The sequence below is a fragment of the Promicromonospora sp. NPDC057138 genome (assembly GCF_042670845.1).
In the GTDB taxonomy this organism is placed as follows: domain Bacteria; phylum Actinomycetota; class Actinomycetes; order Actinomycetales; family Cellulomonadaceae; genus Promicromonospora.
Map to the genome: position 1 here is coordinate 63,948 of NZ_JBHUUX010000011.1, position 12,515 is coordinate 76,462.

Consider the following 12,515-nt stretch of genomic DNA (forward strand, 5'->3'; position numbering starts at 1 on the left):
TCCGTACCGCACCGAAACGGAGGACGCCGTGCTCTTCGTCCTGCGGCGACTGGGCTTCTACCTGCTCGCCTTCTGGGTGTCCGTCACCCTGAACTTCCTTCTTCCGCGCTTCATGCCGGGCGACCCAGTCTCGCGGATGTTCGCCCGCTCGCAGAGCCGGATGACGCCGGAGCAGGTCACGCAGCTCCGACAGCTCTTCGGGCTCGACGAACGCCCACTCTGGCAGCAGTACCTCGACTACCTGGGCAACGTGTTCACGGGACAGATGGGGGTCTCGATCTCCCGCTTTCCGACGCCCGTCGTCGAGGTCATCGCAGGGCAGATCGGCTGGACCCTCCTCCTGGGCGGGACCGCGCTGCTGATCGCCGTCGTCGTCGGCAACCTGCTGGGCATCCTCGCCGCCTGGCGACGCGGCGGGTTCCTCGACTCGATGCTGCCGCCCGTCCTCGTCTTCGTCGGCTCGTTCCCATACTTCTGGCTGGCGATGGGCGCGCTGTACCTGTTCGGCGTCTCGCTCGGCTGGTTCCCGCTGCGCCACGCGTTCAGTGCGGGCACCTCCCCGGCATGGACCGGTGAGTTCGCGAGCGACGTCGCCATGCACCTCGTCCTGCCCGCCGTCACGATCGTCGTGGTCTCGGTCGGCGGCTGGATGCTCGCGATGCGCAACACGATGATCGCCACGAACGCCGAGGACTACATCGTGATGGCCGAGGCGAAGGGCCTGCGCCCGGGCCGCATCATGTTCCGCTACGCGGCGCGCAACGCCATGCTCCCGGCCGTGACGTCCTTCGGGATGTCCCTCGGCTTCGTGGTCGGTGGCGCACTGCTGACCGAGGTCGTGTTCGCCTACCCCGGTGTCGGCTACCAGCTCCTCGCCGCCGTGCAGGGGCTCGACTACCCGCTCATGCAGGGCATCTTCCTCACGATCACGGCGGCCGTGCTGATCGTGAACTTCCTCGTCGACATCGTCTATGTCCGTCTCGACCCGCGCGTGCGGGTCTCCTGACGGGGCCAAGGAGACCGAGACCATGTCCGTCACAGAATCCACGTCGGCGTCGATCGGCGCCGCATCCGGCGCCGGCTCACGGCCGAACGCGCCCCTCGACCTCGCGCCCGACGCGACGGCCTCGGCCGGCCCGTCCGGCAGGCCCGCGCCCCGCCGCGGATTCCTGCGCAGCCTGCTCCGGAACCGCAAGGCGACCCTCGGCGTCGGGATCCTCCTCCTCTTCGGCGCGCTCGCCCTCCTCGCGCCCCTCCTGGTGCCCGGGGACCCCACGGTCATCACTGGCTCCGGTTCGCAGCCGCCGTCCGCCGAGCATCTGCTCGGGACGACGGCCAAGGGGCAGGACGTCCTCGCCCTCACTCTCTGGGGTGCCCGGTCGTCGCTCGCGGTCGGCTTCCTCGTCGGGCTCGCCGCGACCCTGGTGGGCGTGACCGTCGGGCTCGCCGCCGCCTATTTCGGCAAGGTCACCGACGACGTCCTGTCCCTCGTGACGAACGTCTTCCTGCTCCTGCCCGGGCTTCCGCTGCTCGTCGTCCTGGCGGCGTTCCTGCCGCCGGGCGCCGGGACCGTGGTCGTCGTCCTCATCGTCACCGGCTGGGCGGGTGCTGCGCGTGTGCTGCGGTCCCTGGCGCTGTCCATCCGGGCGAAGGACTTCGTCGCCGCCGCGACCGTCACCGGCGAAGGCCCAGGCTGGATCATGTTCCGCGAGATCCTGCCCAACATGGCGTCCATCGTCATGAGCACGTTCCTCGGCGTGGTGATCTTCGGCATCGGCAGCCAGGCCGGGCTCGAGTTCCTGGGCCTCGGCGACGTCTCCGTCGTCTCGTGGGGCACCAACCTGTACTGGGCCAGCAACGACGGCGCGCTCATGGTCGGCGCCTGGTGGGCCTTCCTGCCCTCGGGTCTGTGCATCGCGCTCGTCGCCTTCGCGCTCTCCCTCCTCAACTACGCGGTCGACGAGGTGACGAACCCCCGGCTGCGCGTACCGCGCCGACGGCGCTCCGGGGTGCAGGCGCCCGGCGGCGGAACGGTCGTGTCCGACGTCGCGGAGGCCGCCACGGGCACCGCCACCAGCCCAGCGAGCGCGAACGGGCACACCACGACCCCCGTGCTCGAGGTGCGCGACCTCACCGTCGAGTACCGGGGCGAGAACCGCACCGTCGTCGGCGCCGACCGCGTCTCGTTCACGATCGGCGAGGGCGAGGTCTTCGGCCTCGCAGGGGAGTCCGGCTGCGGGAAGTCCACGGTCGCTCACGCGATCATGCGCCTGCTGCGCGCGCCGGCCGTGATCACCGGCGGAAGCGTGCGGTTCTGCGGGCGCGACGTGCTCGCGATGCCGGACGACGAGCTGCGCAGCTTCCGCTGGCGTGACGTCGCGATGGTGTTCCAGTCCGCCATGAGCTCGCTCAACCCCGTGATGACCATCGGCGACCAGATCGTCGACGTCTTCACCACGCACGAGCGGGTCTCGCGCACCGAGGCGTGGCGGCGCGCCGGCGACCTGCTGGAGCTCGTCAAGATCGAACGCTCGCGCCTGCGCTCGTACCCGCATCAGCTCTCCGGGGGCATGCGGCAGCGCGTCGTGATCGCCATGGCCGTGGCGCTGCGACCGCGGCTGCTCATCATGGACGAGCCCACCACGGCGCTCGACGTCGTCGTGCAGCAGGAGATCATGGCGCAGATCGCGGACCTGCGCCGGGAGCTCGGCTTCGCGGTGCTGTTCATCACCCACGACATGTCGCTGATGATCGAGCTCTCCGACCGGATGGCCGTCATGTACGGGGGGCGGTTCGTCGAGAGCGCCCCTGCCGCGACGATCCTCGCGGAACCGCGCCACCCGTACACGCGCGCGCTGATGAACGCGTTCCCGCCGTTGACCGGACCCCGCACCGAGCTCAGGGGTCTCGCCGACGGCGTGCGGTTCACCGACATAGGCGACCTCGTCGAGGTGGCCGGGGGCCACTGGGTGGCGCCCCACGACACGCTCCACGACGAGGAGGTCTCAGCATGAGTGCCACGACCGATCATGCACGCGGCCACGTCGGCGGCGCCACCGACGCCGGCACGCCCGTGGTGGAGATCCGCGGGCTGGTCAAGGACTTCCCGGTCGGCGGCCTCCTCTCGCGGAGCACGTTCCGCGCGCTCGGCGGTGTCGACCTCGACGTCCGGCGGGGGGAGATCATGGCCCTCGTCGGTGAGTCCGGCAGCGGGAAGTCCACGATCGCGCGGTGCGTGGCACGCCTCGAGCAGCCGACGTCGGGCAGCCTGCGCGTGGACGGCGTCGACGTCCTCGCCACCGAGCCACGGCGCGCGTCCCGCGCGTACCGGGCCAAGGTGCAGATGGTCTTCCAGGACCCGTTCGGCTCCCTGAACCCCGCCCACCGCGTCGAGCACTTCCTCACGCGGGCTCTCCTGCTGCACGGCCGCGCGACGTCGGCCCGGACGCTCAGGAGCCGGCTCGCGGAGCTCCTGGACACGGTTGACCTGGACCACGCCCTGCTCGACGCCTACCCGCACGAGCTGTCCGGGGGGCAACGCCAGCGAGTCGCGATCGCCCGCGCACTGGCGGTCGAGCCGGAGGTCATCCTCGCGGACGAGCCCACGTCGATGCTCGACGTGTCGGTGCGCATCGGGATCCTCAACCTCATGCGCCGGCTGCGCGACGAGCGGGGCATCTCCCTGCTCTACATCACCCACGACCTGGCGGCGGCACGGTACATCGCGGACCGGACGACGGTGATGTTCGCCGGTGAGGTCGTCGAGGCCGGGGAGTCGACCGCACTCATGGCCCGTCCCGCCCACCCGTACACCCGGCTGCTGCTGTCGGCCGTCCCGGACCCCCAGCGTGCGGGGACGTTCGACCCGGTCGAGCGGGCAGCGCTGCGTGCGCAGGTGCTCGGCGCCACGACGTGCCCCCACGCCGCCGACGGGCAGTGCCGGGACGACTCGCCGGTGCACCATGCCGTCGCACCGGGCTGGACCGTGCGCTGCCATCGCTACCGCCCGCACGCCGAGGTAGCCCGCCGGGCACTCGACGTGTCCGGCACGGCTACCGCCCAGATCCCGCCCGCCTAGACATTCCCTGATCAGGCAATGCCCCACCAGACAAGGACAGAGCTGCATGAGTGAGCCGACCGTCGGCACCGCACGACGGGCCGACGACCGGATGGTCGAACGTGCCCAGGCCGATCCCCATCGACCCCGCTTCCATTTCGTCTCGCCCGCAGGATGGCTCAACGACCCGAACGGTCTGGGCCAGTGGGACGGCACGTTCCATCTCTTCTACCAGTACAACCCGTACTCGCCCGTCCATGACCGGATCCACTGGGGGCACGCCACCAGCACCGACCTCGTGCGCTGGACGGACGAGCCGGTCGCGCTCGTCCCCGGCGATACCGGACCGGACGCCGAAGGATGCTGGTCCGGCGTTCTCGTGGACGACGGCGGGATCCCGACGATCGTGTACTCCGGACGGCATGACGGGCGCGAGCTGCCGTGTGTCGCGACCGGCTCCGGCGACCTGCGCACCTGGACGCCGGCCGAGGACAACCCGGTCATCGCCGCGACACCACCGGGCGTGGACGTCACGGCCTTCCGCGACCACTGCGTCTGGCGGGAGGACGGCCGGTGGCGCCAGCTCGTGGGATCGGGCATCCGAGGACGGGGCGGCGCCGCCTTCCTGTACGACTCCGCGGACCTGCGTTCCTGGGAGTACGTCGGCCCTCTGGTGGTCGGCGACGCGTCGACCGGCGAGGCCGGGGACCCGGACTGGACCGGGACGATGTGGGAATGCGTGGACCTGTTCCGGCTCACCGGCCCGGACACGGCCACGGACGTGCTCGTCTTCTCCGCGTGGGACCAGGAGGTCACCCACCACCCGCTGTACTGGATCGGTGCCTACGAGGGCGACGTCTTCACGCCGCATCGGCTCGGGCGTCTCGACTACGGCGGCCGGTACTTCTACGCACCGCAGTCCTTCCAGGACGCCCAGGGCCGGCGTCTGATGTTCGGGTGGATGCAGGAGGGCAGGCCCGACGCCGAGACTCTGCTCGCCGGATGGTCGGGCGTCATGTCGCTGCCACGCCACGTGACGTCGGCGCCCGACGGCACGCTGGCCCAGGAGCCCGCGGCCGAGGTGAGCCTCCTGCGGCGCGATGGCATCCGCACCGCCCCGGGTCCGCTGCGTGGCGGCGAGCGTCGAGCCCTCGAGATCTCGGGGGATCAGCTCGACCTGGAGGTCGACGTCGTCCTGAGCGCGGGCAGCAGCCTGGAGCTCGCCGTCCGGGTCGCCGGGCAGGTCGACGACCCGGACGGCGAACGCACGCGCCTGGTGCTCGAGCGTGACCGAGGTGGTGCGGTCACGCTGCGGCTCGACCGCTCGCAGGCCAGCCTGGACCCCGCCGTCGACGCCACGCCTCGGTCGGGCGAGGTACCGACCGCGCCCGACGGCGCCGTGCGACTGCGGGTGATCGTCGACCACTCGGCCCTGGAGGTCTTCGCGAACGGCCGGCCGCTGACCGCACGCGTCTACCCGACCCGGCCCGACGCCACCGGCGTCGAGCTCGCCGCGTCGTCCGGCGCGGTCACCGTGACGCGGCTCGACGGCTGGCACATGGCCGACGCCTGGGACGCCCGACCCCGAGAACTGTGGCCGACGACGCCCTGACGAAAAACCGCTCCAGAAATACGCATGACGCCCAGTGACGACAGAGAGGTCGACCACCATGACCACCATCCAGCCATCCCGCCGAGCACTGCTCCTCGGTGCGGCCGGCGGCCTCGCCGCCGGCGCCGTGTCCGGGCCGCCCGGCGCGGCAGCCCTCGCCCCGTCCGCATCCGGCAAGCGTGGAGGAACCCGGAGCATGAACCAGACCTATCGCCCCGCCTACCACCTGAGCGTCCCGGACAACTGGAAGAACGACCCGCAGCGCCCCATCTACCTCGACGGCGAATACCTCTACTACTACCTGTACAACGCCGACTACCTCGCCGGCGGCGGTGGCACGGCCTGGCGGCTCGCCACGACGCGCGACCACGTCTCCTTCACCGACCAGGGCACCGCCATCCCGAAGAACACCAACGCGAACGGAGACTGCTGGTCCGGGTGCCTCGTCGTCGATCACGGGAACACGGCGGGCTACGGAGCCGGCGCCGTCATCGCGCTCGTCACGCAGGCGCCCGCCGGGAAGCAGGCGCAGTACCTGTGGTACTCGACCGACCGAGGCCGCACGTTCCAGCCCGGCGGCACCGACCCCGTGCTGCCGAACCCCGGCGCGCACGACTTCCGCGACCCCAAGGTCATCCGGGACGACGCCCGGTCACGATGGTTCATGGCGAACGCCGAAGGTAGCCGGATCGGGTTCTACGCGTCGGCCGACCTGCGCCGCTGGGAGCGCGTCGGGGAGTTCGCCAGGGACGACATCGGGCTCCTGGAGTGCCCCGACATCTTCTCGATGCGCGCCGACGACGGCTCCGACCACTGGATCCTCGGCGTCAGCGCCAACGGCAAGGGACGCGGCCTGCCGGCGACGTACGCCTACTGGACCGGCAGCTTCGACGGGTCCACCTTCGTCCCGGACGGGGCCGAACCCCAGTGGCTCGACTGGGGGTACGACTTCTACGGCGCCGTGACCTACCCGCACCACCGAGCGGACGGGACCGAGGACTCCGCCGTCCGGCACGCGCTCGGCTGGGCGAACTTCTGGGACTACCCGCACAACGCGCCGAGCATGGCGACCGACGGCTACAACGGCGACGACATGATCGCGCGGGACCTGCGCCTCGGGCGCGGCGACGACGGGACCTACTACCTCGCCTCGCAGCCGACGGCGGCCCTCGCCGACTACGTCACCAGCACCCACCGGCTGGGCGACGTCCGCGTCGACGGCACGCGCGACCTCGACGTCACCTCACGGGCCTACGAGATCTCGTGCGACCTCGTGTGGGACCCAGCGAACCGCCCCGGCAACATCGGGTTCGAGCTCTGCCGGGCCCCGGGCGGTGGGCGGCACGTCGCGGCGGGTGCGTACCTCGACGGCGGGTTCGTCTTCGTCAACCGGCGCCCGACCTTCAACCCGAGCGGGGGAGAGTCGCAGACGCCGGTCGACCGCGCGGCGGGACGCCTGCGCTTCCGAGCCCTGGTCGACCACGCCAGCGTCGAGGTCTTCGTGGGTGACGGCCGGATCGTGCACTCCCACCGGGTCTTCCCGCTGGCCGGTGACAACCACATCCGGCTCTTCTCCTACGGCGGGGCGGCCGTCTTCGAGGACCTGACGGTGCGCGAGCTCGGGGTGAGCTGACCCGTCCTCGCGCACCTCGCATGCTCGTCGAAGGAGCAGCACGGGGCGGCTCCTTCAGCTTCCCTGCGCGACCGAGCGTCGTGCCTGGTCCCGGAACTTCGCGGGTGATGCGCCGACCACGCGCCGGAACGCGGTGCTGAACGCGCTCTCGGACTGGTAGCCCGTGGCTCGTGCGAGCTCGGAGATCGACAGCGTGTCGCGGGCGAGGGCGTCGCGGGCGAGGTTCATGCGCCACTGGATCAGGTACTCCAGGGGCGGGACCCCGACGTGGCTCTTGAAGGCCTGGGCGAACGCGGAACGCGACATGTGGCTGATCTCGGCGAGCTCCTGGAGGCTCCAGGAGTGAGCCAGGTCCGCGTGCACGGCACGCAGGGCGGCGCCGACGCCGTCGTCGTTCAGGGCGCCCAGCCAGCCGCAGGGCCAGTCTGTCTGGCCGGCATGAGCACGCAGCATGTGCACGAGCAGGACCTGTGCGAGGTGGTTCTGCACCAGCGGGCCGCCGGCCGCGGCGACCCCGACCTCGGCGGCCAGGAGATCGATCAGCTGCGCGAGACGGCCGCCATGAGGATCGGCCACGCGGACGATCACGAGCGGCGGCAGAAGATCGGTCAGGAGGGCCGCGTTCCTGTCGTCGAACCCGATGTGCCCGACGCAGAGGTAGAGGTCGTCCTCGGACTCCGGGCCGATCCGTACGAACCCGTCCTCGGCACCCGCCCACACCGGCTCCGCGGGGCGCGGGCTCGCGTCGAGCGTGCTGGCCAGCACATAGGGCGGAGGGTTGCCCAGCAGAAAGGTGTCACCCGCCTGCAGGAGCACCGGCTCGTGCCCTTCGAGGATCAACCAGCACGTGCCGCGTACGAGGCCGCCGATCCGCACGTGCAGGAACGTGTCGAAGCGCAACGCCCACTCACCCACGGCCCGGAGGCTGGGCCCGACCACCGTGCGGGGCCGGAGCAGGCCGATCGCGTCAGCCACTGGATCCCGAAAGCCGAGCACCGAGAACCCCTCCTGGACGATACGTAAAGAACGCCGGACTATGCGTTATGGATCGTACCGCGCTGATCCCGCAGTATCGATGTCGCAGGTGAACCACGAGCACACGAGGAGAGCCCGGACACCGGGCGAGAAAGGCAAGTCATGTCCGACTTCGACATCCGCGAGTTCTACGACCGCTACACCGAGGCGCTCAACGCGCACGAGTTCGATCGCATGGACGAGTTCGTCGCCGAGTCCATCCTCTCGCACGGCCAGCCGGCCACCCGGGCAGACGTCATCGCGGCGCTCAAGGGCATCGCCGACGCGGTTCCCGACATCCGCTGGGAGATCAAAGAGGTCGTGATCCACGCCGAAGGCGAGACCCTGTCCTGCCACTCCGTCAACCACGGCACACCCACCAAGGAGTGGCTCGGTGTGGCTCCCACAGGCGCTCCGATCGAGATCGATGAGATCGCCATGTACAAGGTCCACGACGGAAAGTTCGTGCAGATGTCCAACGTCCACGACGTCGAGGCCCTGAAGAAGCAGCTCGCGGGCTGACCCTGTCGGGCTCGGCCATGCATGGCCCGACGCATGTGGCGCCTCGCCCGGACGGGCGGGGCGCCGCATGCTCGAGCAACGCGTCGCGGCCCTACAGGTGGTCCGAGTAGAAGTCGGCGAGCCGGTCGACGGCGGCGTCGACGTACTCGGGCACGTCGTACATCTCGTAGTGGCCGGCACCCTCGACCACCAGGAGGTCGACGGGGTTGGGCGCCAGCTTCCACAACCGCATGCCGGACTCGTAGGAGCCGGTGTTGCCGATGCGTCCGGCGAGGACGACCTGCAGCGGCTGGGTCATGAGCTGATCGACCAGGTGATACGCGTCGTAGCCCAGGAGCAGCGAGTCGCTGCGGGAGAGGCGGCGGTTCGTCGAGTGCTCGTTCCTGCCCCGCTCGGTGCGGTAGTAGGTGATCGCCTGGGTGGTGTCGATGTCGGTCAGGCCGGCCGCGGCGGCGTCCTCCAGGGTGTCGGGCAGCCAGTTCACGCGGGTCAGCTCGCCGGTGCGATTCTCCGCGATGCGGGCGTCGGCCATGGCGTCGAGCGCCGACGCCGGGCCGTCCGGCTGGAAGCCGCGGAAGGAGTCGCCGATGTCGCCCGGGACTACCGTGCCGACCGCCTTGATGCGGTGGTCCGTGCGTGCGGTGTGCACCGCATAGCCTCCGCCGGCGCAGATGCCGAGGACGCCGATGCGGTCCGGGTCGATGCCGGGGATCGTGCTGAGCGTGTCGATCGCGAAGGAGATGTCCTCGCCGCGGCGGTACGGGTCCTCGAGGTCGCGGGGTTCGCCGCCGCTCCGGCCCTGATGGGCGGGGTCGAAGACGAGCGCCGCAATACCGCGGGCGGCGAGGCGGGAGGCGTAGTTCGCGCCGATCTGCTCCTTGACGCTGCTGCCCGGCGTCGAGAGCACGACGGCGCGCAGCGGCGCGGTCTCGTCGCCGTCGTCGGGCAGGCGGTCGGGGAGGTGGAGGTCGGCCGCGAGCTCGATCGGCCCGCGGGGGATCGTGATGTGCTGCAGCATCTGACGGCACCCTTCACGTAGAGTCGGTTCGACATCCGGTCAGTTCGAAGTGGTCACTAGTACAATATCGAACTAGTACAAGACCGTACCATCCGAGGAAGGGGCTCGTGTGTCCGTCGATGCCGCGCAGCTGTGGACGCTGAACCATCGCCTCCTGACCGTCGTGCTGGACGCCTGTAGCGCCGAGCTGGCCGAGCTCGGGCTGGAGACGAAGGAGTTCTTCGTGCTTGCCGAGGTGGCGGCCTCGCCGTACCCGGCAGAGCTGGCGACGGCGCTGGTGATCCCCAAGGCGAGCGTGACGCTCTACGTGCGCAACCTGGTCGCCAAGGGCTTCATGCGACGCGAGATCGACGACGCGGACCTGCGGCGGCACCGGCTCGTGCTGACCGCCGAGGGCGAGGCAGCGCGGGACCGCGCGCTCGCGGCGCTCGCGACGGAGTTCGACCGGAGGCTGGCGATGATCGCGCCTCGCGACCGCACCGAGCTGCGGCGGATCCTGCTGGCGCTGCTCGAACCCGCTCCGCAGGCGACGTCGTGAGCGACGACGCGCTGCGGGCCCGGCCGTGGACCGACGACGAGCTGGCTCAGCTCGACCGCACGGCGCTGATCCGCGTCGCAGGAGCACGTGCCGACGGGACGCCGCGGCCCTCAGTGCTAGTCGGGCACGTCCGCGTCGGCCAGGACGAGCTCATCCGCTCGCTCAACGGCCCGGACGGCGCTTGGTACCAGGGCGCGGTCCGTTCGGGGCATGGCGTGGTCGAGGTCGACGGGCGACGCTTCGCCGTCGCGTTCATTCCGGACCTCGGCCGGGAAGCGGAGGTCGACCAGGCGTTTCGGGCCCGGTACGGCGACGACTCCGGCGTCCGCCAGATGACCCGCTCTCCGGCGCGCGACGCAACCCTGCGGGTGGTCCCGCTGACATCGTGAGGGCGTCAGGTCCGCGCGCCAGGCATGTGCGCAACCAATTCAGCACTTTCCCGTTGTGGAAACTCGATCCCCTTGCTTTGGCATCTCCCAACCCGGAGGATCGAACCCGACAGCATGCCAGCGTAGGGGGAACGCTATGAAGGTCACGATGCTCGCGAAGGATTGCGACAAGAAGGACTGCCCGACGATCTACGAGACCGACCGAGACACGATCCTCGTGCAGGGCGAGACGCCGACCGATCACGGTCTGACGATTCCTGCGCACGAGACGCTGGTGGAAATCCCCGTGGAGCTGATCCGGAAGGCTTTTGGTGACCGGATTGGTGTCTAGGAATATCGGAGACCTGTTCGATCAATTCCAGGACGAAGCGTTCCGGCTGGAGACGCTTGACGACTACAGCCAGTCGGGCAGTGTCGACGCCTACCGGTTGTTCCTCGACGGGAAGAACAAACCCGCCGACTACAACGCCGACTGGCTCGACGAGGTCCGCGGACACACCGGGGCTGGGCGGCGGATGTACCGGGTGCACGTCCTTCGCCGGCCGCTGACACCGTATCTGCGCTTCGAGCTCGGGTGGGGGTACATCACCAACGCCACGGCGGGCGAGGAGTTCTTCATCCTCGATGTGACCGAGCAGCCCAATCCCCTGCCCGATCATGTGGGGGACTTCTGGCTCTTCGACTCGACCACCTCGGCCCGCTTCAACTACAGCGACGGGAAGTTCCTCGGGGCAGATGTGCTGACCGTTGACCAAGGTCCGGAGTACGTCGCCTACCGGGAGACGGCTCTGGCGCATGCGGTGCCGTTCGCCGACTGGTGGGCAGACCACGGGGAGTGAACCGTTCGGAGCTGGGTGCAGCGCTGCGGGCCCTACGGCGAGCCTCTGGCACAGAGGCCAAGGCCGTGGCCCGCAGCTCTGTCATGTCCGCCAGCAAGCTGAGCAAGATCGAGACCGGAAAGCTCTCTCCCAGCGCAGATGACGTCGACCGGATCCTGACCGCCATCGGGGTCTCCGAGACGGTCAAGGCGGAGTACATGGAGGCCGCCCGTGCGGTGGCGACGGAGGCCACGGCGTGGCGTCTGATCCAGCGCGCCGGCCTGCACAAAGCCCAGAAGCAGCTGCAGGCCATTGAGGCCGACATGAGGCTGATGCGGGTGTTCCAGCCCGCGCTGGTGCCGGGCCTGCTCCAGACCCCGGAGTACATGCGGGCCATCCTGTCCCGGCACGACGACCTGACCGAGGAGACGGTGCGACGCACCATCAGCGCGCGGCTTGAGCGGCAAGAGGTCTTGTACGACCTGAGCAAGAACCTGCGCTTCGTCATCACCGAACCGGTGCTCCGGTGGCTGATCGTGCCGCCCCTGGTCATGGCCGGGCAGATCGACCGACTGATCTCCCTGACCCGCCTACCAAACATCGACCTGCGAGTCGTGCCGTTGGTCGGCGCCAAGCACGACATACCCAACCACGCCTTCGTCATCCGCGACGACCGCGCGGTGGCAGTGGAGACCGTGCATGCGGAAGTCGTTGTCACCGACCCCAAGGACGTCGCTCTCTACGTCGCCAAGTTCGATGGATTCGCCGAACACGCCTTGTCCGGCGACCTCTTGAAGAGGTTTCTCGACGGCATTCGCGACGACGTATTGCAGCAACGGGAAAGCGGCTAGGCCGGGCGCGAAAACAGCCTCAGGATCATCCCCAGAGCCAATAGGTACGGGGAGGTCCGACAT

The 12,515-nt window shown here is 69.9% G+C and carries 13 protein-coding genes and 1 pseudogene; 12 read left to right on the forward strand and 2 right to left on the reverse strand.

The annotated features are described in order from the left end of the window. Positions 1-28: 28 nt before the first annotated feature. The 6 genes and pseudogenes from ACFT2C_RS10035 to ACFT2C_RS10060 all read left to right on the forward strand — a co-directional run bounded on the left by ACFT2C_RS10035 (position 29) and on the right by ACFT2C_RS10060 (position 7,302). Entirely contained in the window at positions 29-1,006 is a 978-nt protein-coding gene (locus ACFT2C_RS10035; protein ID WP_377206894.1) for an ABC transporter permease, read from the forward strand. Then, positions 972-1,985 (forward strand): annotated as a pseudogene (locus ACFT2C_RS10040) (ABC transporter permease); the annotation flags it as partial. The gene ACFT2C_RS10035 and the pseudogene ACFT2C_RS10040, both read left to right, overlap by 35 nt. Positions 1,986-2,111: 126 nt before the next feature. Further along, positions 2,112-3,014 carry an ABC transporter ATP-binding protein gene (locus tag ACFT2C_RS10045; RefSeq protein ID WP_377206961.1) on the forward strand — a complete coding sequence of 301 codons (903 nt, stop codon included), beginning with the start codon at positions 2,112-2,114 and terminating at the stop codon, positions 3,012-3,014. After that, on the forward strand, positions 3,011-4,078 hold the full coding sequence (locus ACFT2C_RS10050) for an ATP-binding cassette domain-containing protein (protein ID WP_377206895.1): 1,068 nt from the start codon (positions 3,011-3,013) through the stop codon (positions 4,076-4,078). Before ACFT2C_RS10045 ends, ACFT2C_RS10050 begins: the two co-directional genes overlap by 4 nt. A 46-nt stretch (positions 4,079-4,124) precedes the next feature. After that, the gene (locus tag ACFT2C_RS10055; protein ID WP_377206896.1) at positions 4,125-5,669 is read left to right on the forward strand and encodes a glycoside hydrolase family 32 protein; all 1,545 of its coding nucleotides are present in this window, start codon (positions 4,125-4,127) and stop codon (positions 5,667-5,669) included. 58 nt (positions 5,670-5,727) lie between these two features. Continuing rightward, the gene (locus ACFT2C_RS10060; protein ID WP_377206897.1) at positions 5,728-7,302 is read left to right on the forward strand and encodes a glycoside hydrolase family 32 protein; all 1,575 of its coding nucleotides are present in this window, start codon (positions 5,728-5,730) and stop codon (positions 7,300-7,302) included. A gap of 54 nt (positions 7,303-7,356) precedes the next feature. On the opposite strand, the gene ACFT2C_RS10065 is transcribed toward ACFT2C_RS10060, so the two are convergent. Continuing rightward, complete coding sequence (locus ACFT2C_RS10065; protein ID WP_377206898.1) at positions 7,357-8,277, reverse strand: AraC family transcriptional regulator; 921 nt, start codon at positions 8,275-8,277, stop codon at positions 7,357-7,359. Between the two features lie 162 nt (positions 8,278-8,439). On the opposite strand from ACFT2C_RS10065, the gene ACFT2C_RS10070 reads away from it, so the two are divergent. Beyond that, positions 8,440-8,838, forward strand: a complete 399-nt coding sequence (locus ACFT2C_RS10070) for an ester cyclase (RefSeq protein WP_377206899.1) — start codon at positions 8,440-8,442, stop codon at positions 8,836-8,838. 91 nt (positions 8,839-8,929) lie between these two features. Here ACFT2C_RS10070 and ACFT2C_RS10075 read toward each other — a convergent pair whose 3' ends face one another. Further along, positions 8,930-9,856, reverse strand: a complete 927-nt coding sequence (locus ACFT2C_RS10075; RefSeq protein ID WP_377206900.1) for an alpha/beta hydrolase — start codon at positions 9,854-9,856, stop codon at positions 8,930-8,932. 109 nt (positions 9,857-9,965) lie between these two features. Here ACFT2C_RS10075 and ACFT2C_RS10080 point away from each other — a divergent pair, with 109 nt between their 5' ends. The 5 genes from ACFT2C_RS10080 to ACFT2C_RS10100 all read left to right on the forward strand — a co-directional run bounded on the left by ACFT2C_RS10080 (position 9,966) and on the right by ACFT2C_RS10100 (position 12,452). Beyond that, the gene (locus ACFT2C_RS10080; RefSeq protein ID WP_377206901.1) at positions 9,966-10,394 is read left to right on the forward strand and encodes a MarR family winged helix-turn-helix transcriptional regulator; all 429 of its coding nucleotides are present in this window, start codon (positions 9,966-9,968) and stop codon (positions 10,392-10,394) included. Further along, the gene (locus ACFT2C_RS10085) at positions 10,391-10,783 is read left to right on the forward strand and encodes a DUF2255 family protein (protein ID WP_377206902.1); all 393 of its coding nucleotides are present in this window, start codon (positions 10,391-10,393) and stop codon (positions 10,781-10,783) included. The genes ACFT2C_RS10080 and ACFT2C_RS10085 overlap by 4 nt, the downstream gene beginning before the upstream one ends. 136 nt (positions 10,784-10,919) lie before the next feature. Further along, positions 10,920-11,114 (forward strand): hypothetical protein, encoded by a 195-nt coding sequence (locus tag ACFT2C_RS10090; RefSeq protein WP_377206903.1) that lies wholly within the window; start codon positions 10,920-10,922, stop codon positions 11,112-11,114. Further along, on the forward strand, positions 11,095-11,622 hold the full coding sequence (locus tag ACFT2C_RS10095; RefSeq protein WP_377206904.1) for a DUF6879 family protein: 528 nt from the start codon (positions 11,095-11,097) through the stop codon (positions 11,620-11,622). The genes ACFT2C_RS10090 and ACFT2C_RS10095 overlap by 20 nt, the downstream gene beginning before the upstream one ends. Next, positions 11,619-12,452 (forward strand): helix-turn-helix domain-containing protein, encoded by an 834-nt coding sequence (locus ACFT2C_RS10100; RefSeq protein ID WP_377206905.1) that lies wholly within the window; start codon positions 11,619-11,621, stop codon positions 12,450-12,452. Before ACFT2C_RS10095 ends, ACFT2C_RS10100 begins: the two co-directional genes overlap by 4 nt. The last annotated feature ends 63 nt before the right edge of the window (positions 12,453-12,515 follow it).

What these genes read in the sequence shown, in the direction of transcription:
- ACFT2C_RS10050 (WP_377206895.1), top strand. Translation starts at nt 3,011, where the DNA reads ATGAGTGCCACGACCGATCATGCACGCGGCCACGTCGGCGGCGCCACC.
- ACFT2C_RS10055 (WP_377206896.1), top strand. Translation starts at nt 4,125, where the DNA reads ATGAGTGAGCCGACCGTCGGCACCGCACGACGGGCCGACGACCGGATG.
- ACFT2C_RS10060 (WP_377206897.1), top strand. Translation starts at nt 5,728, where the DNA reads ATGACCACCATCCAGCCATCCCGCCGAGCACTGCTCCTCGGTGCGGCC.
- ACFT2C_RS10070 (WP_377206899.1), top strand. Translation starts at nt 8,440, where the DNA reads ATGTCCGACTTCGACATCCGCGAGTTCTACGACCGCTACACCGAGGCG.
- ACFT2C_RS10075 (WP_377206900.1), bottom strand. Translation starts at nt 9,856, where the DNA reads ATGCTGCAGCACATCACGATCCCCCGCGGGCCGATCGAGCTCGCGGCC.
- ACFT2C_RS10090 (WP_377206903.1), top strand. Translation starts at nt 10,920, where the DNA reads ATGAAGGTCACGATGCTCGCGAAGGATTGCGACAAGAAGGACTGCCCG.